This is a genomic window from Bradyrhizobium sp. 155 (genome assembly GCF_023101105.1).
In the GTDB taxonomy this organism is placed as follows: Bacteria; Pseudomonadota; Alphaproteobacteria; order Rhizobiales; family Xanthobacteraceae; genus Bradyrhizobium; species Bradyrhizobium canariense_D.
In genome coordinates, this window is record NZ_CP064704.1 from 7,134,492 (window position 1) to 7,155,107 (window position 20,616).

Annotated in this window: 19 protein-coding genes; 12 read left to right on the plus strand and 7 right to left on the minus strand. The window is 64.4% G+C overall.

What is annotated here, in order from left to right:
* Positions 1–33 precede the first annotated feature (33 nt).
* Entirely contained in the window at positions 34–1,845 is a 1,812-nt protein-coding gene (lepA, locus tag IVA93_RS34060; protein WP_018460061.1) for a translation elongation factor 4, read from the plus strand.
* A 268-nt stretch (positions 1,846–2,113) separates the two neighbouring features.
* Here the strand turns inward: lepA and IVA93_RS34065 are convergent, their stop codons facing one another.
* Complete coding sequence (locus IVA93_RS34065) at positions 2,114–2,887, minus strand: SDR family NAD(P)-dependent oxidoreductase (protein WP_018460062.1); 774 nt, start codon at positions 2,885–2,887, stop codon at positions 2,114–2,116.
* 166 nt (positions 2,888–3,053) lie between these two features.
* Between IVA93_RS34065 and IVA93_RS34070 the strand changes: the two genes are divergently transcribed.
* Entirely contained in the window at positions 3,054–3,392 is a 339-nt protein-coding gene (locus IVA93_RS34070; protein WP_018460063.1) for a response regulator, read from the plus strand.
* A gap of 20 nt (positions 3,393–3,412) precedes the next feature.
* On the opposite strand, the gene IVA93_RS34075 is transcribed toward IVA93_RS34070, so the two are convergent.
* Entirely contained in the window at positions 3,413–3,622 is a 210-nt protein-coding gene (locus tag IVA93_RS34075) for a hypothetical protein (protein ID WP_085352004.1), read from the minus strand.
* 14 nt (positions 3,623–3,636) lie between these two features.
* Complete coding sequence (locus IVA93_RS34080; RefSeq protein ID WP_007604975.1) at positions 3,637–3,810, minus strand: hypothetical protein; 174 nt, start codon at positions 3,808–3,810, stop codon at positions 3,637–3,639.
* A 500-nt stretch (positions 3,811–4,310) separates the two neighbouring features.
* Between IVA93_RS34080 and IVA93_RS34085 the strand changes: the two genes are divergently transcribed.
* The 3 genes from IVA93_RS34085 (at position 4,311) to IVA93_RS34090 (ending at position 6,487) form a co-directional block, all read left to right on the plus strand.
* Complete coding sequence (locus tag IVA93_RS34085) at positions 4,311–4,772, plus strand: GNAT family N-acetyltransferase (protein ID WP_018460065.1); 462 nt, start codon at positions 4,311–4,313, stop codon at positions 4,770–4,772.
* Between the two features lie 108 nt (positions 4,773–4,880).
* Complete coding sequence (locus IVA93_RS40695; protein WP_253075158.1) at positions 4,881–5,378, plus strand: amidase family protein; 498 nt, start codon at positions 4,881–4,883, stop codon at positions 5,376–5,378.
* The gene (locus IVA93_RS34090) at positions 5,378–6,487 is read left to right on the plus strand and encodes an amidase family protein (protein ID WP_253075226.1); all 1,110 of its coding nucleotides are present in this window, start codon (positions 5,378–5,380) and stop codon (positions 6,485–6,487) included. Before IVA93_RS40695 ends, IVA93_RS34090 begins: the two co-directional genes overlap by 1 nt.
* A 154-nt stretch (positions 6,488–6,641) precedes the next feature.
* Here IVA93_RS34090 and IVA93_RS34095 read toward each other — a convergent pair whose 3' ends face one another.
* Positions 6,642–8,042: a TAXI family TRAP transporter solute-binding subunit gene (locus tag IVA93_RS34095; protein WP_026233936.1), complete on the minus strand. Its 1,401-nt coding sequence runs from the start codon at positions 8,040–8,042 to the stop codon at positions 6,642–6,644.
* A 256-nt stretch (positions 8,043–8,298) separates the two neighbouring features.
* On the opposite strand from IVA93_RS34095, the gene IVA93_RS34100 reads away from it, so the two are divergent.
* Positions 8,299–9,453, plus strand: a complete 1,155-nt coding sequence (locus tag IVA93_RS34100; RefSeq protein WP_026233937.1) for an acyl-CoA dehydrogenase family protein — start codon at positions 8,299–8,301, stop codon at positions 9,451–9,453.
* A 206-nt stretch (positions 9,454–9,659) separates the two neighbouring features.
* The gene (locus tag IVA93_RS34105) at positions 9,660–10,400 is read left to right on the plus strand and encodes a hypothetical protein (RefSeq protein WP_018460068.1); all 741 of its coding nucleotides are present in this window, start codon (positions 9,660–9,662) and stop codon (positions 10,398–10,400) included.
* Between the two features lie 53 nt (positions 10,401–10,453).
* On the opposite strand, the gene IVA93_RS34110 is transcribed toward IVA93_RS34105, so the two are convergent.
* Positions 10,454–12,625: an EAL domain-containing protein gene (locus tag IVA93_RS34110; RefSeq protein WP_018460069.1), complete on the minus strand. Its 2,172-nt coding sequence runs from the start codon at positions 12,623–12,625 to the stop codon at positions 10,454–10,456.
* A gap of 459 nt (positions 12,626–13,084) precedes the next feature.
* Here IVA93_RS34110 and mepA point away from each other — a divergent pair, with 459 nt between their 5' ends.
* The 4 genes from mepA to modC all read left to right on the plus strand — a co-directional run bounded on the left by mepA (position 13,085) and on the right by modC (position 16,405).
* Positions 13,085–14,029, plus strand: a complete 945-nt coding sequence (mepA, locus tag IVA93_RS34115; RefSeq protein WP_026233938.1) for a penicillin-insensitive murein endopeptidase — start codon at positions 13,085–13,087, stop codon at positions 14,027–14,029.
* A gap of 221 nt (positions 14,030–14,250) precedes the next feature.
* Positions 14,251–15,033 carry a molybdate ABC transporter substrate-binding protein gene (gene modA / locus IVA93_RS34120; protein WP_018460072.1) on the plus strand — a complete coding sequence of 261 codons (783 nt, stop codon included), beginning with the start codon at positions 14,251–14,253 and terminating at the stop codon, positions 15,031–15,033.
* Positions 15,034–15,044: 11 nt separating this feature from the next.
* Positions 15,045–15,740: a molybdate ABC transporter permease subunit gene (gene modB / locus IVA93_RS34125; RefSeq protein WP_018460073.1), complete on the plus strand. Its 696-nt coding sequence runs from the start codon at positions 15,045–15,047 to the stop codon at positions 15,738–15,740.
* A 2-nt stretch (positions 15,741–15,742) separates the two neighbouring features.
* The gene (gene modC, locus IVA93_RS34130) at positions 15,743–16,405 is read left to right on the plus strand and encodes a molybdenum ABC transporter ATP-binding protein (RefSeq protein ID WP_018460074.1); all 663 of its coding nucleotides are present in this window, start codon (positions 15,743–15,745) and stop codon (positions 16,403–16,405) included.
* 258 nt (positions 16,406–16,663) lie between these two features.
* Here the strand turns inward: modC and IVA93_RS34135 are convergent, their stop codons facing one another.
* Together IVA93_RS34135 and IVA93_RS34140 are read right to left on the minus strand one after the other, a co-directional pair.
* Positions 16,664–16,924 carry a PepSY domain-containing protein gene (locus IVA93_RS34135; protein ID WP_018460075.1) on the minus strand — a complete coding sequence of 87 codons (261 nt, stop codon included), beginning with the start codon at positions 16,922–16,924 and terminating at the stop codon, positions 16,664–16,666.
* Positions 16,925–17,261: 337 nt separating this feature from the next.
* Positions 17,262–19,055, minus strand: a complete 1,794-nt coding sequence (locus IVA93_RS34140; RefSeq protein ID WP_018460076.1) for a potassium/proton antiporter — start codon at positions 19,053–19,055, stop codon at positions 17,262–17,264.
* Positions 19,056–19,266: 211 nt separating this feature from the next.
* Here IVA93_RS34140 and IVA93_RS34145 point away from each other — a divergent pair, with 211 nt between their 5' ends.
* Positions 19,267–20,583, plus strand: a complete 1,317-nt coding sequence (locus tag IVA93_RS34145; RefSeq protein ID WP_026233939.1) for a mechanosensitive ion channel family protein — start codon at positions 19,267–19,269, stop codon at positions 20,581–20,583.
* Positions 20,584–20,616: the final 33 nt, after the last annotated feature.

Sequence of the window (20,616 nt, forward strand, 5' to 3'; positions counted from 1 at the left end):
GCCGCACGGGGGTGTGAGTGGTATCCCGCGCCCATGACGACCGTCCCCATTTCCAACATCCGCAATTTCTCCATCGTCGCCCATATCGACCATGGCAAATCGACGCTGGCCGACCGCCTGATCCAGATGACCGGCGGCCTCACCGACCGGGAAATGGCGGGCAAGGAGCAGGTGCTCGATTCCATGGATATCGAGCGCGAGCGCGGCATCACCATCAAGGCGCAGACAGTGCGCCTCGCCTACCGCGCCAAGGACGGCAAGGATTACATCTTCAACCTGATGGACACGCCCGGCCATGTCGACTTCGCCTACGAAGTGTCGCGGTCGCTGGCGGCCTGCGAGGGTTCCCTGCTGGTGGTCGACGCCAGCCAGGGCGTGGAGGCACAGACGCTCGCCAACGTCTACCACGCGCTCGATGCGGGGCATGAGATCGTTCCGGTCCTGAACAAGGTCGACCTTCCCGCCGCAGAGCCGGAGAAGGTCAAGCAGCAGATCGAGGACGTCATCGGCATCGACGCCTCCGAGTCCGTGATGATCTCGGCCAAGACCGGCCTCGGCGTGCCCGATGTGCTGGAAGCGATCGTCACCCGCCTGCCGCCGCCGAAGGGTGATCGCGAAGCGACGCTGAAGGCGTTGCTCGTCGACAGCTGGTACGACGTCTATCTCGGCGTGGTGGTGCTGATCCGCGTCGTCGACGGCGTCATGAAGAAGGGCAGCCGGGTCCGCATGATGGGCACGGGCGCGGCCTATGACATCGAGCGCGTCGGCTTCTTTACCCCGAAGATGACGCAGGTCGACGAGCTCGGCCCCGGCGAGATCGGCTTCATCACCGCCGCGATCAAGGAAGTGGCCGACACCCGTGTCGGCGATACCATCACCGACGACAAGAAGCCGGTCACCGAGATGCTGGCGGGCTTCAAGCCGGCCATTCCCGTGGTGTTCTGCGGCCTGTTCCCCGCCGACGCCGACGACTTCGAGACCTTGCGCGCGGCGATGGGCAAGCTGCGCCTCAACGATGCCAGCTTCTCCTACGAGATGGAGACCTCGGCCGCACTCGGCTTCGGCTTCCGCTGCGGCTTCCTCGGGCTGTTGCACCTGGAGATCATCCAGGAGCGTCTGTCGCGCGAATTCGATCTCAACCTGATCGCGACCGCGCCGAGCGTGATCTACAAGATGAGCCTGACCGACGGACAGGAAATCTCGATTCACAATCCCGTCGACATGCCTGATGTGGTCAAGATCGCGGAGATCCAGGAGCCCTGGATCGAGGCCACGATCCTCACCCCCGACGAATATCTCGGCAGCGTGCTGAAGCTGTGCCAGGACCGCCGCGGCTCGCAGAAGGAGCTGACCTATGTCGGCTCCCGCGCCATGGTGAAATACGATCTGCCGCTCAACGAGGTCGTGTTCGACTTCTACGACCGCCTGAAGTCGGTCTCCAAGGGCTACGCCTCGTTCGACTATCATCTCACCGACTACAAGCCGGCCGATCTGGTCAAGATGCAGATCCTGGTCAACAACGAGCCGGTCGACGCACTCTCGATGCTGGTGCATCGCACCCGCGCCGAGGGGCGCGGCCGCGCCATGGTTGAGAAGATGAAGGATTTGATCCCGCCGCACATGTTCCAGATCCCGATCCAGGCGGCGATCGGCGGCAAGGTGATCGCGCGAGAGACGGTGCGCGCGCTGCGCAAGGACGTCACCGCAAAGTGCTACGGCGGCGACATCACGCGTAAGCGCAAACTTCTGGAGAAGCAGAAGGAAGGCAAGAAGAAGATGCGGCAGTTCGGCAAGGTCGACATCCCGCAGGAAGCCTTCATCGCCGCGTTGAAGGTGGACAGCTGAGGCGACGGCTTTAGGCCGCCGCGAGCGCGGCGAGACAGGTCCGGTCCGCGCTTTTCGGGACCGAAAACAAAAAAACGCGAAAACAACCCCATGCACAGTAGCGAGGGGCTTGTTCGGATTGAACTTTTGATTTTCAGAATTTCGTTTGACTCGTCGGGCAAAACAGGGGCATGATGGCATCATGCAGCACGTGGCAATGCCGTGCGCATGAGAGGCAGCATCGGCCTCCCGACGCTTTGGGAAGATGTGGGCTTCAGGCGAATTGCTTCTACGCCGGTGGAAGCATCACTCCCGTCAACTCGCCCAGCCTGTCCAGAAGCCGCTCCTGAAAATCGGGATCAACTGCTTCGTGCGCCGGCTCTTGTTGCCGGAGGTCATGCCAGTAACGACCGCTGACCAGGGCGGCGGGATCATCGCTCACAGCGAGCCAGGTCTGCGTCCGTTGTCCGGTGGCCACGCCGACCGGCGCTCCGGCACCGCCCATTTTGGTGCGCGCCCAGCCGGGATCGACGGCGTTGCTCAGCACCTGCGGCCAACGCCGCGCCAAGGCAAAGGCCAGTGCGACCATGTGCAGTTTGCTCTCCGCGTACGCCTTGGCCGGATCCCAGGTTCGCCTCGTCCAGTCGAGATCGCTCAACGATCCCTCTCCGCCGCGATGTAGTCCGCTGCTGAGATACACCAGCCGATCGGGGCGCTTCATCAGGGCGGTGAGCAAATAGGGCGCGAGCGTGTTGATTGCCAGGGTGGTGGCGTGGCCTTCGGGCGTCGGGCCGCGGCTGCGCTCGGTATAGACCCCGGCGTTGTGGATGACCGCGTCCATTCGTCCGATTGCGTTGACCTGATCTGCCACGTGTCTCGTCTGGGCGGCGCTCTTGAGATCGCCGATCACGACCCGTGCGGAATGCGATTCAAGCTCGGAGATTGCGGTCGCACGTTCCGCTGATCGTGCGTGCAGGACGACCTGGTGGCCCTGTTCGAGCAGAGACTGGGCAGCTGCGCGGCCCAGACCGTCCGTGCTGCCGGTGATGAAGACGATTGCCATTGCCGCTCCTGTTCGACCCCCGCTTCGGCGCCTGCGTCGAAACCTCAAGGAGAATGCAACATGTTCGACTGATCATGCCGTGGCGCAAGGAGCGCCGAACGAAGACATCACAACCGAACAATCTTCCGGGATGCGCATTAACATCCGATAAGTTGGGAATGACCGCATGTCGAATTTCGTCATGCTGCTGGTCGAGGACGACTCACTCCAGCGCGAAGTTCTGTCCGACCTTCTCAAGGACGAAGGGTTCGAAGTCGTCGAGTGCGCCACTGCGGAAGCCGCGGAGCTTATCGTGGCCTCGACGGGCACGGAGCTGCGGGCGCTCATCACCGATCACAACCTCGCAGGGAGAATGACCGGGCTTGAGCTCGCAGAATACGCTCGCAGTGCTCATCCGGGGCTCAACATCGTGCTGATGTCCGGGACGGTGATGGCGCCGCTGCCGCCCAACACGACCTTTTTGCGCAAGCCGTTTGCGCCCGCCCATTTGCTGGCGGCCGTGTAGAACCAGGATGCTCTCGAAGGTCATCCGCCCGAATTTTCTGCGCCGACGGTGTTCTCGCTCTCCGGCACCGTTAGCCGGACGGAATGACCCTGCCGCATGGCGAGCGATGCCGCGGCCACAGCCGCCTCGAAAGCGGCTTCCTTGGTCTGGTAAGTGTTCCGGATTTCGCCATCGTGGTCGACGTGCCAGGCACCGTCCCTGCCAACAATATCATAGGCTGCGAGGCCCATAGTCTATCCCTCCTTCATGCGTCCGGTGTTGCCTTGGACGCCTGGGTGCTGCTCACCGGGTCCGACGCCGGGAAACTGTCCTTCAAGCCCTTGTCCAGCTCGTCGTCCCTGGCCTTGTCGCGTCGGATGCCACGCTTGAGATCTTCCGCGTTCTTGTCCGGCGGTGCCGGATCGAATTTCTCGGTCATGCAAGTGTCCTTTCGCTACCTCAAACGCCTTGAGCTCCTGACCGTTCCTTCAGAGGAACCAACGCTGTCCGGTTTGGTGTTGAATGGAAAACCAGAGGGCGCCCGCAGCGCGGGTCTCTTTCATTCAGGTTGCGCCTCCAGCTATAATGCATCCTGAGATAGTATACGCATCGTTCCATCAGGAGAATGCAATGAAAGCGTCGGTTCTTGCGTTAGGGGGCTTGCTGATTTTGTCGATCACATCAGCGAACGCAGCACCAAAGCCACTGTCGCCCCGACCACGGCGGCCAGTTCGGTCGCATGTTCCACCTCGGGTGGCGGCTTTGGGAGCTATCCGTCAGGCTGCCGAAACGGAGCTAACTTCAAGACCTACAATGAATGCAAGGAATCAGGCGTCAAGCGCGGCTGGAGACACGAAGACATGGCGTGGTACTGCAGCGGTCTGGGACTGCAATAGCGAGCGGTCTTTGTGCTTTTCACGCCGCGAACTGGAGTGGCCCATGGAATGCACAATCCGTCCTGCACTTGAAGATGACGCCGCTCATATCAGCGCGGTCATCGTGCGTGCACTGCGGGAAACCAACGCGAAGGATTATCCGAACGAGGTCATCGAAAGGATCGTGCGCGGCTTCAGTCCGGACGCTGTGCGGCAGCTCATTGGGCAACGCACCGTTTTTGTCGCTACCATCCGCAGCCGCATCGTCGGGACCGCGAGCCTCGACGGGTCCGTCGTCCGCACTGTCTTCGTCGCTCCACACGTTCAGGCCCGCGGCATCGGCAAGCTGCTGATGGCCGAGATCGAGCGTACCGCACGCGAGCGCAACATCCCTTCGCTGACCCTTTCTTCCTCAATCACCGCTGAAACCTTCTACGCCGGCCTTGGATTCAGGGCGGCGCGCGACAGCTATCATGGTGACGAACGCACGATCGTCATGGAGCGATTGCTCGATGGCAGTTCGTAAGATGGGCTTGGCGCTTGCGAAACCCATCGCCCCTCATTGATCCTCCCCGCCAAATCCGCCACGATAGTGCCTCTCGCACTCGCGATGGAATGGAGCAAGGAAAGGCAAATGTCCGAGCTTCCTAGAGCTGGCCTGACTGAGCCGCCGGCGTCGACCATGCAGATGCTCGCGCACGCGCCCATGAGCGACGTCATCGATGCCTTGGCCGGCAGACGGATCACCGCGAGAGCGCTGGCGGAATTCTATCTCGCGCGCATCGCGGCCTATGACCGCGACGGGCCTAAGCTCAACTCGGTCCGTGCACTCAATCCCGATGCGCTCGCCGGCACGAGGCCGTCGGCCCAGCGGCCGCTGGCGGGCGTCCCTATCCTACTCAAGGACAATATCGCGACCGGAGACGAACAGCCGACCACGGCGGGCTCGCTGGCGCTGGAGGGCGCGCGCGCCAGGGATGATGCCACCATCGTCAAGCTGCTGCGGAGCGCCGGCGCGGTGATCCTGGGCAAGGCGAACCTGACGGAGTTCGCCAACATGCTCGCGATCGACATGCCCTCGGGCTATTCATCGCTGGGCGGGCAGGTAAGAACCCCTACGCACCAGGGCTGATGGACGAGCACGGCATCCCGGTTCTGACCCCAGGGGGCTCAAGCTCGGGTTCGGCGGTCGCGGTGGCGGCCGGACTGTGCGCGGCCTCGATCGGTACCGAAACCTCGGGCTCGCTGCTGCACCCCGCCAGCCTGAACGGCCTCGTCACCGTGAAACCGAGCGTCGGGCTGATCAGCCGCGCCGGCATCCTGCCGCTTGCGCACAGCCAGGACACCGCCGGTCCGATGACGCGCACGGTGCGCGATGCCGCGATGTTGCTGAATGTGCTGGCTGCCAAGGACCCGCTCGACCCAGCGACGCAAGAGCAGCGGCGGCCGGCCGACTACACCGCCGGCCTCGTCGCCGACGCGATGAAGGGCGCGCGCATCGGCGTGCCGAGCGACCCCGCTGACCCGCTGAACGATTGCTATTACGGCAAGCTGCCGGCGAAGTCGGCCAAGCTGATGGCTGAGGTGATCAAGGTGCTGGAGGATCTCGGCGCCGTCATCGTGCGCGCCAGCATGCCCACACTTGGCTGGATCGGTGGGCCGGGCACGACCATGGCTGTGCTCAACCGCAATCCGCTCAGCGCCCACAAAGGCACGGTCGCAAGGCCGCCGGTCGTCTTTCTGTACGAGCTGAAGCACGATCTCAATCTCTACCTGAGGGATTGGGCGACCAACACTGACATCAAGACCATGGCCGACATCGTGGCCTTCAACGCAGCAAACGCCGACAATGCGCTGCGTTTCGGACAGGACCACTTCCTCGCCGCTGACTTGACCAGGGGCGATCTGAGCGAGCCCGAGTACAAGTCCGCACGTGCCATGGACCTGCTCTCCGCCAGGACGCGCGGCATGGACGCCTATATGAACCAGCACGAGCTCGACGCGGTGCTATTCCCCGGCGCCTATGGCGCCGCAATCGCCGCCAAGGCAGGTTATCCCAGCGTCATGGTGCCCGGCGGATTCGTCTCGGGGACAGACGACGGCAAAGACACGCCCGACTATCCGCTCGGCGTCACTTTCGCAGGGCGCGCCTGGAGCGAGCACAAGCTGCTGCGTCTGGCGTATGCCTTCGAGCAAGCAGCCAACGCACGCAGGCCGCCGTCGGGTCTGCCCGAGCTGTGATGTCGCCCGTGTCAGCGCGAGCTGGCGAGACCGACGCTAGGACCAGCTTGATCCTCCCCGCCGGATAGACCACGATTGCCTCCTTACCGCTCACACCAAGAATGGGCGAGGAAACGCGCATGAACGCAACTTCCGGATACCAAAGCCGGTATCGCTACCGCCGCGCGGCGAGCACGTTCGAAGGAGGGGTTTGCAACGCTGCGCGCCTCTCGCTGAGCGCATGATCGAACAGTTCGAGCACCAGGCCGAAGGCTGCCAGCTCCTCTTCCTCGATGGCGCCGTCATCGTAGCAGCCAAGTGTTTCGACGATGATGGCGTCGACCTCCTGCTGCATGGCCAATAGCTCGTGGTCGAATTCCGCGGTGCGCACCTTGGAAACCAGCGCCAGAATTCTGTTGCGATGGCCAGTGTTCTCGTCGCGTTCATCCCGATTCAGATATTGACGCAGCCAGGCGCCGGCCGAGCCAATGCCGGAGAGAAGCAGGAGCGCAAACCAGAAGTAGTCGCCATATCTGTCGAGGAAGGTGCGCTCGGTCCCGTCGATCACGGCCGCCGCTCCCCGATGAACCGGCAGCTCGGCTTCCTTCTCGGTGTCCGGCTTGGTGATTTGCGCAGCGCCAGGCACCTGCCTGGCAATCGCCTGCCGGAGGGCAAATTGCTGGCGGTAAAACGCTGACACTGTCGTTTCGGACAAGGCTTTCCGGGCGACGATCAAATGGCTGACACTGACGGTCTCCACCTTGTCATCGGGCCAGGCTGGATTCGCATTGAAAATGCTTGGCGGAATTTCCTCCGATTCATAACGCGGATGCTTCAGGGCGATGGCTTCCGATGCGTCGATCGCGAGAAATTTCGGCTCGCCACGCGCCCGGGCGGTCGCGGCGACGGCGTCGGCAGTTATCTTGCTGTCGAGCGGACCGACAGCCATGAAGGCGTCGAGGCTCGGGTCACGCGCCAGCTCCTCGAGCTGGCCAGTGCCGAATTGAGTGACCGTGACCTTGTCCGGCTCCACACCGGCGGCGCTCAGGATGACTCTCAGCAACGCGGCGTTCGCCGGGGTCGCGCCGATCACCCCCACCCTGCGCCCTGCGAGATCGGCGACCTCCTTGATTTTGGGCGCCGGCTTTCGCTTGGAGCCCTTGCCCGCCGGTCCCGAAGAAGACCACAGCACGACGAAGTTCTTGCGCAAGATGACGACTGTTTGCGCGTCGGCCGGCATTTCCAGATCGCCGCGACCGACCGCAAGGTCGGCCTTGCCGGCACCGAGCAGAGCGAGAGCTTCGGCCGCTCCGGCGGTCGCGATCGGAGACAACCTCACCGTCCTGCTTTCGTTGGCAAAGGCCTCGGTCATCGCCTCGATCACCTTGTGATCGTTGCTTCCCGGCGGTCCGACGGCAATCCGAAGCGTTATCGGCCGCAGCGCGTAATACAACGTGCCCGCAGCGGCACCGAAAACGAGAAATCCGATGGCTAAAATCAGCAATAGGGTCTTCGTCTGTCTCCGCCCTCTGCGGGCTGCGTCACTGCGTTTCATCGGAGCATCAGACGAGGACATTTGCCGCTGCCGGTTGGAGGCCAAAATCGCTGCCTGTTTCGGAACAGTATCATGCTCTTCTGGAAAACGATAATGTCGGAGCAGCCCCAATAGTTTCTTGGCCCGGCGTGAGCCTTTCGAGCTTGCGCGATCATCTCTGATTCCGCACTTCACGTGGCGATGGCCGGATTGACGCCACACCAACTTGATCCCCCTCGCCAAATAGATCACCATCGTGCGATTGACCGCTCACGGTAGAATGGGCGAGGAAACGCGCATGAACGCAACTTCCGGATTTGGCCTCGTCGAGCGGGCACGGGCTATTGCGCCGCTGATCGCGCGCGAAGCCGACGAGATCGAGCGGACGCGGCGACTGACCGATCCCGTCGTCGGCGCGCTGATCGAGAACGGGCTCTATCGCGCGCTGCTGCCGCAGAACCTTGGTGGCGCCGAAGCGCCGCCGGAAGCCTTCATGCAGATGCTGGAGGAGATCGCGAAAGCGGATGCCTCCACCGCCTGGTGCCTCGGCCAATGCACGGTCTGCGCCATGATCGCGGCCTCGCTCGACCACGACACCGCGCAGGAGATCTTCAACACGGCGCCGGGCATCCTCGCCTGGGGCGCGATCGCGCATGAGGCGCGGGCGGTCGAAGGCGGCTATCGCGTCACGGCGCGCTGGGATTTTGCCTCCGGCTCGCGGCAGGCGAGCTGGCTCGGCGCGCATGTCCGCATCGTCGGAGCCGACGGCGCGCCGCGGAAAAATGCCGACGGCTCGGCGGAGGTGCGCACCATCCTGTTTCCGGTCGCGAGCGGCGTGCTGCACGACGTCTGGCAGGCGATCGGGCTCGCCGGCACCGGCACCGATTCCTACGAGGTCGCCGACCTGTTCATCCCCGAGCGCTTCACCGCGTTTCGTGACGTGCCGTCCGCGCTACGCGAGCAGGGTCCTCTTTACAGGATCGGCACCGGCTCGACGTTCAGCCTCGGCTTTGCCGCGGTGTCGCTCGGCGTGGCGCGCGCCACGCTGGATGCCGCGATCGCGCTGGCGCGCGGCAAGCATCAGTCGCTGGCGGCAAGCGCCATGCGCGACAACCAGGCGGTCCAGGGCCTGATCGGCCGCACCGAGGGCGACCTGCGGGCCGCGCGCGCCTATCTCTATGCGACGGCAAGTGCGATGTGGCGCGATCTCTGTACGACCGGCGAATTCAGCGCGGCACATCGGGGCTCGGTTCGCCTCGCCGCGACCTGGACCATCCACCAATCGGCCAAAGTGGTCGACACCGCCTATCACATGGCCGGCGCGACCGCCGTATTCCGCAGCAATCCGTTCGAGCGCCGCTTTCGCGACATGCACGCCATCGCTCAGCAGATCCAGGCGCGCGACACGCATTACGAGGATGTCGGTAAGATGATCCTTTCAGGGGACCGCTGACGTCGAGCAGTTACGAAAGTGCACGCACGCTGACCTATATTGAGTTGCCCTCCGGCGTCTTCGTCGCTGAACCTTCGTGAATTTTCTCCGACTAATTTCCATAGCTATAGGAACGACAGCTTTTCCGCTGTAACCGCGCCGACCACATGGAAGTGATGATTCCGAATTCTTCTTAGCGCGCTGGATTTGCGCAAGAGAGGTCCGTTATGGGCCGAACAGCTGGCAGGAAAGTCAGTTGCCATGCCATTCAGGGGCGTTCGCCGGGATGGCACCATGGTGGCATTCTCATTATCGCCATCCTCTGCATCGCATGCACTTTCCTGTTTGCGAGCGAGGCCGTGGCTCAATGCTCGGCGCGAGACGTCCTGCGGAATCACCTGAAGCTCAAGCAAGCGCCGTCTGGGCCGCAAATCCCAATCAAATCCGCCGTCGATGTCCCTGCGTGGAAGACGATCAGGATCGGGACGTTTGCAAACTTCTTCGCCCTCAGTAACGCTTTGGATGCGGCAGGTTGTGGCATCGGAAACTCGGCCGGCGAAATTCTCGCGCGGCCGACGTTTACCGTGAGCGCCACGACAACGAGCGTAGAGCTTTTCACGGTGTCGGCAGCCGAACTGGGCTTTCGGACCGACACTGCGTTGCTGGCAGACATCTACGCGCGCGCCAAACAATTGGGTTTCGGCCTGGCGGCTGCAGAAGTCGGACCACAACTGAGGCTTCAATATTTCGACCAGCCGATCGGTGAGTTTCTCATCATCGGAATGGAGCCAATCAGGACCTGGCAGGGCGCCCCCGTCATCTTGAATGTAGCCAATGGCGGCGCGGGACTTATCCTCATCGGCCAGGATGGCAGCGCCGACGCACAGATCCCCGCGGCATCCCGTTTTGTATTCGTGCGGTCCCATGAAACCGCTCCTGCCGAGGCCGTAACACTTGTCGGCCACTGAATTTCCGGGTTTGTGCATCTCGAGACGCAAGACAACAGGTCAGCACCTTAACCCTAGGCCACCAGCGCGGCGTCCTCGCCTACGCCGTCGATGCCGCGCTGCGCGGCGAGCAGGCTGATGATCTGCGCATTCGGCCGGGCCTTGCTGAACAGAAAGCCCTGGCCTTCGTCGCAGCCCTCAGTGCGGAGGCAGCTCAGCTCGGCTTCGGTCTCGACGCCTTCGGCGGTGATGGTGACGCCGAGGCCTTTGCCGAGGCTGACGATCGAGCGAATGATCGCCTGTGCCTCGCGATTGGCGCCGAGATCGCGCACGAAGGACTGGTCGATCTTGATCTTGTCGAACGGGAAGCTGCGCAGATAGCTCAGGCTGGAATAGCCGGTGCCGAAATCGTCCATTGAGATGCGCACGCCGAGCGCGCGCAGCGCGTGCAGCGTCGCCAGCACCTGGGCGCTTTTCTCCAGCAGCAGCGTCTCCGTGATCTCGAGTTCGAGCCGCCGCGGCGGCAGGCCGGAATGCTTCAGCGCATCCGTCACCACCGAAAGCAGATTGCCGCTGCGGAACTGGAGCGGCGACAGGTTGACGGCGACGCGGACGTCGTCCGGCCAGGTCGCGGCATCGTGACAGGCCCGGCGCAGCATCAGGCCGCCGAGCGGATTGATCAGCCCGGTTTCTTCCGCGACCGGAATGAACTCGGCCGGCGAGACCATGCCGCGCTCGGCATGCGGCCAGCGCACCAGCGCCTCGAAGCCGGTGATGCGGCCGCTCTGGAGGTCGATCAGCGGCTGATAGTACGGCCGCAGCACGTCGTTCTGAATGGCGTCGCGCAGCTCGACCTCGATCTTGCGGCGGGTCTGCGCTTTCGCATCGAGCGCCGCCTCGAAGAACGCGAACGATCCGCGCGCATCCAGCTTGGCGCGCGACAGCGCCATGTCGGCGCTCTTGAGCAGCTTTTCGGAATCGTCGCCGTCGCCCGGCGCCATCGCGATGCCGATGGAGGCACCGACCACCACGGAATGGCCGTCGAGCAGATAGGGATCGGCGATGGCTTCGAGCAGGCGCTTGGCCAGCAGCACCGCATCCTCGGGACGCGTCAGGCCGCTCTGCACGATGGCGAACTCGTCCGAGTTCAGCCGCGCCAGCGCGTCGTTCTCGCGCAAGGTCGAACGCAGCCGCTTGGCGACGCCACGCAGCAGCTTGTCGCCGACCGCGTGTCCCAGCGTGTCGTTGACCGCCTTGAAATTGTCGAGCCCCAGCATCAGCAGGGCGACCTTGTCGGTGCTGCGCCTCGTATGCAGCAGCATCTCGTCGACCTGCTGGCGCAGCAGATTGCGGTTTGGCAGACCGGTCAGCCCGTCATGCTGGGCCATGAAGGCGAGCCGCGCCTCGGCGCGCTTGCGCTCGGTGATGTCCATCAGCGCGAGCAGCACCGCGGGCCGCTCGGCATAGATCAGTTCGCGCGAATAGATCGCAAGGTCGATCAGGGCGCCGTCGGCCCTGACGTGCTTCCAGGTGCGTCCGGCCTGCTCCTCGCCGGCCGCATCGGCGGTCCAGGGCGGCTCACTGTCGAAAGCCTGAAGGGAACGGATCGTCAGCCGCTCGAACTCGGCGCGGCTGTAACCGTAATGGGCGACCGCGGCATCGTTGACGCCGAGGATGCGCTCATCGTCCAGCGCGCAGACGATCATTGGGACGGGATTGCCGTCGAACAGCAGGCGAAACGAGGCCTCGCGCTGCTTCAGCTCGGTGATGTCGACGCGCAGGCCGACGACGCCGCCGTCGTCGGTCAGCCGCTCGTCGATCAGGATGACGCGGCCGTCCGCCAGCTTCTGTTCGTGGCGCGCGCCGGGCTGATAGAGCCTTTGCAGCCGCTCGGCGATCCATTCTTCCTCATGGCCGGCAGCCTCGGGATAGTCGCCGCGGGCGACGCCGATGCGCAGCGTGTCCTCGAGGCGCGCGCCTTCCTCGAACAGATCGGCGGTCTTGCTGTAGATCTCCGCGTATTGCTTGTTCCAGAGGACGTAGCGGCCCTCGGCGTCGAGAAACACGATGCCTTGCGGCAGGATCTCGATGGCCTGGCGCAGGCGCTCATGGGATTTGCGCGCTTCCGCGATCGCGGCCTCAGCCTCGGCACGGCTGCGCAGAACTTCGTCGCGTTCGGACGGAAGATGAGGGGGGCGCGCAAAGCGCGGCTTGCGCGGGTGCAGGCCGCCGAGCACGCTGCCCATTCGCTTTTTCGGCTTTCGAAACCCCAAACTCAACTTCACTCGTCCCAGTCGCACCCAGCCCCGCAACTCTTGGGGCAAGTGTCTGAAAAAAAGGTAATCCTGGGTGGCATGGCGATGGGACGCACGGTCTGGCAGTCTCGACAAAACAGCCCTCATTGCCCGTTTGCAAGGCGCGGCCGTGCCGATGGGCGCTCCAAGCGCATCGCATTGTCGTCATCGGAGAACGAGATGGCGCAAAATTGCGCGCTGCCTTGAATCATTTCCGGGATCCCGCGCGCTTGCATGCAGAAGGGGGTGAGTACGCGTCCCACGCACGAATTTTGGTCAATGCATGAGAGGGTTATCGCATTGTTAAAAACCGGCCGGCCGACGCACCGGGAACTACGACTTCGAGACGATATTTCAGCGGAAGGACTGTTCCTTAACCCTGACGCTGTGTTGGGTTATAAGAATGTCAACATGAGTCCCCGCCGCCTCGCCCCTCTCCTGCTCGTCATGACGCTCCTGGCCGCCGGCGACGCGCTGGCCCAGGACAAGGGCAGCGTCAACCCAAAGCCGCTGCCGCCGCTCGCCAATCCAAACGATCCCACTATCGGCGCCAAGGAGCTGTTCGCGCGAAAGCTGCTGCCGTCGAAGGGACCGGCGCACGTCATCGGCTCCTATGTGAAGGGCTGCATCGGCGGCGCCGAGCAGATGCCGCTCAACGGCGACAATTGGCAGGTGATGCGGCTGTCGCGCAACCGCAGCTATGGTCACCCCGCGATGATCGCGCTGATCAAGCGGCTTGCGGCAAGAGCGCACAAGGACGCGGGATGGCCGGGCATCCTGGTCGGCGACATCGCCCAGCCGCGCGGCGGGCCGGCGCTGTCCGGCCATGCCAGCCACCAGATCGGCCTCGATGCCGACATCTGGCTGACGCCGATGCCTGACCATCGCTTATCGCGCGAGGAGCGCGAGGACATGTCGGCGGTGATGATGGTGCGCCCGGACCGGCTCGACATCGATCCGAAGGTGTTCACGCCGGGCCATGTGCTGGTGCTGCGCGACGCGGCGCAGGAGCCGGCGGTGCAGCGCATCTTCGTCAATGCCGCGATCAAGAAGGCGCTGTGCCGCGAGGCCAAGGGCGACCGTTCCTGGCTGTCGAAGATCCGGCCGTGGTGGGGCCACGACTATCACTTCCACATCCGCATGCACTGCCCGGCGGGCGCGAGCGACTGCGAGGGCCAGCCGTCGCAATCCGAGGACGAAGGCTGCAAGCCCTCCGATCTCGCCTATTGGTTCAGCGACGGCGTGCTGCACCCCAAACCCCCGCCGGAGCCCCCGAAGCCGAAACCGCCGATGACGCTGGCGCAGATGCCGGCGGCGTGCAAGGCCGTGCTGCACGCGGGCAATGCGAAGCCGTAAAACTCTCCGCCAGGATGACGAATTCCTGGTTGGCGCTATGCGAACCGTCGCCTTTGACCTGTTCCGCCACCCTGTTATGATGACCCAGCGATCGCTTGCCGGACCGTAAGTCCGTCGGGCCTGCCGGAACAGCGCTTCCGCCGGTCGCAAGCCTCATTCAACCCACGCCGTCTTGCGCGCGCCGCCTTGCGTGCCCTGAGCGCGCGCATGGAGCGCTGCCGATGTCCCGCCTTTCCGTGCTTTTTTCAGCTTTATTCCTTCTGGCCGCGGGCCTTTCGCCTGCTGGAGCCGAGGACAAGACCATCACCGTGTTCGCGGCCGCCTCGATGAAGAACGCGCTCGACGAGGTCGACGCCGCCTACACCGCCAGGACCGGCGTCAAATTCATCGTCAGCTATGCCGCAAGCTCCGTGCTCGCCAGGCAGATCGAGCAGGGCGCGCCGGCCGATGTATTCGTCTCCGCCGACACCGACTGGATGGATTACGCGATCTCCAAGAAGACTATCAACGAGCCGACCCGGGTCAATCTGCTCGGCAACAGCATCGTGCTGATTGCGCCGAAGGATTCCAGGCTCGACAACGTCCCCATCGGGCAGGGGTTCGACCTCGCAAAACTCGCCGGCGACGGCAGGATCGCGACCGGCGACGTCAAGTCCGTACCAGTCGGGAAATATGCCAAGGCGGCGCTGACGAGCCTGGGCGCCTGGCAGGCGGCGGAGCCGAAATTCGCGATGGCCGAGAGCGTGCGTGCCGCGCTGACGCTGGTCGCGCGTGGCGAGGCCAACCTCGGCATCGTCTATTCCACCGATGCCAAGGTCGAGCCCGGCGTGAAGATCGTCGGCACCTTCCCGGCGGATTCGCATCCGCCGATCATCTATCCCGTCGCTGCGACCGCGACGGCAAAGGGCGACACAAGCGACTATCTCGCCTTCCTGCGCTCGACCGCCGCCAAGACCATTCTCGAAAAATACGGTTTCAAGTTCCTGATCAGCCCCTCTACTTAATTTGCGATTTGATGCTCGACATCTCTCCCGCCGAATGGACCGCGATCCTGCTCTCGCTCAGGGTTGCCGTGATCGCGACGCTGGTGGCAACGCCGTTCGGCATTGCGCTGGCATGGCTGCTCGCGCGGCGTGATTTCTGGGGCAAGTCGGTGCTCGATGCGCTGGTGCATCTCCCGCTGGTGCTGCCGCCGGTCGTCACGGGTTATCTGCTGCTGCTCACTTTCGGCCGCCGCGGACTCGTCGGCGCTTTCCTGGCGGACCATCTCGGCATCGTATTCGCCTTCCGCTGGACCGGTGCCGCGCTTGCCTGCGGCCTGATGGCGTTTCCGCTGCTGGTGCGCCCGATGCGGTTGTCGATCGAGGCGATCGACCGCCGGCTCGAGCAGGCCTCCGAGACCCTCGGCGCCACTCCTTTCAAAGTGTTCTTCACGGTGACGCTGCCCTTGGCGCTGCCCGGCGTGCTCGCCGGCATGGTGCTTGGCTTTGCCAAGGCGATCGGCGAGTTCGGCGCGACCATCACCTTCGTCTCCAACATTCCCGGAGAGACCCAGACGATTTCGTCCGCGATCTATTCGCTGATCCAGACCCCGGACGGCGACGCCGCCGCGGGACGGCTCGTGATCGTCTCGATCGTGCTGGCGCTCGGCGCGCTGATCGCGGCCGAATGGTTCGCCCGCCGCGCCACCGCGCGCCTGCACGGGAATTGACCATGCTGCGCGTCGACATCGAAAAGCAGCTCGGCGAGTTCTCGCTGTCCGCGTCCTTCGCGAGCGAAGGCCGCGTCATCGGACTGTTCGGAGCGTCGGGCGCCGGCAAGACCTCGCTGGTCAACATGATCGCGGGGCTGCTGCGGCCCGACCGCGGCACCATCGTGATCGACGGCGAGACGGTCGACGACAGCGCGGCCGGCATTCATGTGCCGACCTGGCGCCGCCGCATCGGCTATGTGTTCCAGGATGCGCGGCTGTTTCCGCATCTCAACGTCGCGCAAAATCTCGACTATGGCAGGCGGATGAACCACCTCGCGCCCGATCCGGCGCAGCACAAGCGCGTCATCGAGCTGCTCGACATCGGCGCGCTGCAGGGTCGCCGCCCCGGAAAGCTCTCCGGCGGCGAGCGCCAGCGCGTCGCGCTCGGTCGCGCGCTGCTGTCGCGGCCGCGCCTGCTGCTGCTCGACGAGCCGCTCGGCGCGCTCGACGAGGGCCGCAAGCTGGAGATCCTGCCCTATCTGGTGCGGCTGCGCGATGAGGCCAACGTCCCCATGGTCTATGTCAGCCACGACGTCGCCGAGCTGCGCCAGCTCGCGACGCAGATCGTGATGCTGAAGCAGGGCCGCGTGACGTCGTTCGGCGGGGTGAAGGTGCTGACGTGAGGGGTCCGTTGAGCAGGCAACGGATGAGGCAAGCCGCCGGCCCACCCTCCGCCGTCGTCCTGGCGAAAGCCAGGACCCATACCGCGTGATCTATCAGCGGCAGGTGGTGTGCGTACCAGCGAAGAAAACGTAACTGCCGGTGTTCGCAAAACTACTCCCCGGGGTAATGGATCGTACCGCGAGCGGCGATCGCGCTGCATTGGATGGTGGCGGTGCCGGCCGAGTGATCCTCGCCGACACCGCTACCGAGACCCGCCACTACCAGCCGCGATCGACGTTGCGCACCTCACCCGTTCGCGCGTCCACATCGACCTCCATCCAGCGGCCGGCGCGATCACGGCCTTCGATCTGCCATTCGTCGCCGAGGAACTCGGTGTGCGAGACGGTCATGACGCCGATGTCGGTGGCGACGTCGAGCGCGACCTGCATCGAGATCTGATCGCCGGTGTCATAGGCCATCGCGGGCGCGGCCGATCCGAGCCCGATCGCGACGATGGCCGGCAAGATGAGCTTTCGCATGGATTACTCCTGTCGGATGCGTTTACGCCGCTAAGAACGAGCGGCATCGCGGAGCGTTCCGGGAGCAGCGGTCACGAAGACGCGCAAATCTTCGGCGGTTGCGGCGATTTGGGGGCGGTTCCAGCGTTGTCGCCATCGCTCTCCGCCGTCGTCCGGCGAAAGCCAGGACCCATTACCCCAGAGAGGAGAGTGGGTGGGCCAGATCGTCACCACCAGCCTTCGCAAAACAGCTGACGGTGGGTATGGGTCCTGGCGCCTGTGCGCAATTGCGCACTAGGCCAGGACGACGAAGAAGCAGACGTGCGCTTCATCAATGACCGCCAACGCGGATGTGGCGTTAAACCCCAGCCACCGAGCTCCACAGATCCGCCAGCTTGCGCCGCAGGACCTGCCTGCGCGTCAGCGGCGCGGGCGTTTCCTCGTCTTCCGGCAGGCGCAGGCCGACGACGTTGACTCGGCCACCGGAGATGGAGCGCGCCACGAGCACGATCGGATCCAGCACGAGCTCCGCGCCCTCTTTCGGCGCGCGGTCGAGATGGACGTCGAAATAATCAGCGAGCGTGTGCCCGCGCTCGTCCTCGCCGACCTCCACGCCGTAGATCTCCGCGAGCTCGGCGAGCGTGTGCTCGCCGGAGACCATGAAGTCGCCCAGCAGATGCGGGTCCGGCGCTGAGCTCGGCTGCATGTCGACGAAGAAGCGGTCAAGCGATTCGGCCTTTTCCGGCGGCGCCAGCAGATAGATGTAATCGCCGGGCGCGATCGGCTCGGCTTCCGCCGGCGTCAAAATGTTCTCCTTGCGGATCACCAGCGTCGGCTTCGACCAGGACGGGATCAGGCCGCGGCGAAAATACAGGCTCTTGGACCGCACCGGATAGCCGACGAGCTGCTGCTCGAGCTGGCCGGGCAAGTCCAATTCGACACGGCGCGGGCCGCGTTCGGCGCGCGGCAGCGCCACGTGCAGCTTGCGCGCGGCCGGCCCCAGGGTCCAGCCTTGCAGGAGGAGCGAGATGATGACGACGACGAAGGCGACGTCGAAATAGAGATAGGCCTTCGACAGCCCGACCAGCATCGGGATCGAGGCCAGGAAGATCGCGACCGCGCCGCGCAGGCCGGTCCAGGCGATGAAGATCTTTTCGCGCCAGTTGAAGCGGAACGGCGCCAGGCAGACGAACACGGCGATCGGCCGCGCCAGCAGCATCAGGACGAATGCGATCCCGACCGCCGGCAGCACGCTGCCGCCGAGCCGGCTCGGCGAGACCAGCAGGCCGAGCAGGACGAACATCACGATCTGCGCCAGCCAGGTCGCGGCGTCCAGGAAGGCCACCACCGAATTATGCGCGCGGGTCGGGCGGTTGCCGATGATGATCCCGGCGAGATAGACCGCGAGGAAGCCTGAGGCATGCATGATCTGCGAGCCGCCGAAGATGACGAGCGCGGCGGTGGTGACAAACGGCGCATGGAGGCCCTGCGGCAGCGCGACCTTATTGAGCGCGATGACGACCAGACGCCCGCCGATCACCCCGACGACGGCGCCCAGCACGGCCTCCTGGGCGAACTCCATCAGCACATGCGCGGCCGTGCCTGTTCCCAGCGAGATGTACTCGACCAGCATCAGGGTCAGGAAGATCGCGAAGGGATCGTTGGTGCCGGATTCCACCTCCAGCGTCGCGCCGACGCGCGGGCGCAGGCGCAGGCCCTGGGTATGCACCAGCAGGAACACTGCGGCCGCGTCAGTCGAGGCCACCACGGCGCCGACCAGCAGCGACTCCGTCCAGTTGAGGTCGAGCGCATATTTCGCGAACGGCGCCGTGATCAGCGAGGTCAGCAGCACGCCGACGGTCGCGAGCACCATGGAAGGCGCGAGCACGGTGCGGATGCTGGCAAAGCGGGTCCGCAAGCCGCCGTCGAACAGAATCAGGGCGAGCGCGACCGAGCCGACCAGATAGGTGGTTCGGACGTCGTCGAACTGCAGCTGTCCGGGACCGGAATCGCCCGCGAGCATGCCGATCGCGAGGAAGACGAGCAGAAGGGGCGCGCCGAAGCGCAGCGCAAGCAGGCTTGACAGGATCCCGGCCAACACCAGGACGGCACCGAGCAATATGGCGAGGCTGACACTGTCGAGGGAAGCCATCCACCTTCCGGGTACGAAATCGCTGGAATTGCATCCTTATCGTCGGCGGACTCCCACGCCAACCCATTTTCTCCCGCTCGCGGCAATCTGCCCGCATTTTGCGGCCTTAACGCACTTCACTTGGCGGTGTATCGGTGGTCCGGCCGCGCCCTTTGTGGGATTCTCCGGCGCGCTCGAATCAACGCCTCCCGCCCGCTCCCCGACGAGACCGATAGACATGGACCTCAAAGACTTCATGGAGTTCGTGCAGACCACCGCGCGCAGCGTCGGGGCGGAAATCTCCTCGCCCTGGTTCTACCTGCAATTCGGGCTCATTCTGGCCGCGGCCGGCATCGCCTATGCCGCGGAAGCCGCCGTTCGCAGCCGCGTCGACATGACCTCGCTGGCGATGCGCTGGCCGCTGCCGCTCCGGCACTTCGTCCGGGTGATGGTCTCCAGCGCCTCGACGGCGGTTTTCACCCTGCTCGTGATCGTCTCCCGCGTGGTCATGTACCACGCGACCTGGCCGAGCCGCAGCTATCTCCTGATGGTCGCCGCCAAGCTGGGGCTGGCCTGGCTCGCGATCCGGCTCTTGACCTCGGTGCTGCGCAACGCCTTCATCGTCAAGCTGGTGTCGATCACGGCCTGGTTCGTCGCGGCGCTCTCGATCCTCGGCCAGCTCGATGCGACGGTCGACCTGCTCGACTCTTTCGCCATCGTGCTCGGCGGCCTGCGGCTGACGCCGTTGCTCGTGATCAAGGCGGGTGCGCTGCTGCTCATCGCGCTCTGGCTCACCAACATCGCCAGCAATTTCGCCGAGAGCCGGATCAACTCGACCACAGATCTGACGCCATCGGTGCAGGTGCTGCTGGTCAAGATCATCCGCATCGGCCTGCTTGCGGTCGCGATCGTGATCGCGCTCGGCACGGTCGGCATCGATCTCTCGGCGCTCGCGGTGTTCTCCGGCGCGGTCGGCGTTGGCATCGGTATCGGCCTGCAGAAGATCGTCGCCAATTTCATCTCGGGGATCATCCTGCTCGCCGACAAATCGGTGAAGCCCGGTGATCTCGTCACCATCGGCGACAACACCGGGCGGATCAGCGCGATGAAGACGCGCTATATTTCCGTCGCCGCCGGCGATGGCCGCGAATTCCTGGTGCCGAACGAGGATCTGGTGACGCAGAAGGTCGTCAACTGGACCTACACCGACAAGAACACGCTGGTGAAGATCGCCTTCGGCACCAATTACGACGCCGACCCGCGGCTGGTCTGCAAGCTCGCCGCCGAGACCGCGGCCGCTCACCCGCGCGCGCAGAAGGGCAAGCCGCCGAATTCCATCCTGACCGAGTTCGCCGAAGCCGGGATGAAGTTCTCGCTCACCTTCTGGATTGCCGACCCCGACGGCATGGACAACGTCAAGAGCGACGTGATGCTGGCGCTGTGGGACGCCTTCAAGCGCGAAGGCATCCGGGTTCCCTACCCGGTTCGCGAAATCCGCGTCCGCGGCGGCGCCCTGCCGGTGGAAACCATCATGGAAGTCCCGAATTAGGCCCGCTTTCAGGCGCAAGGCAGGGCAGGCCTG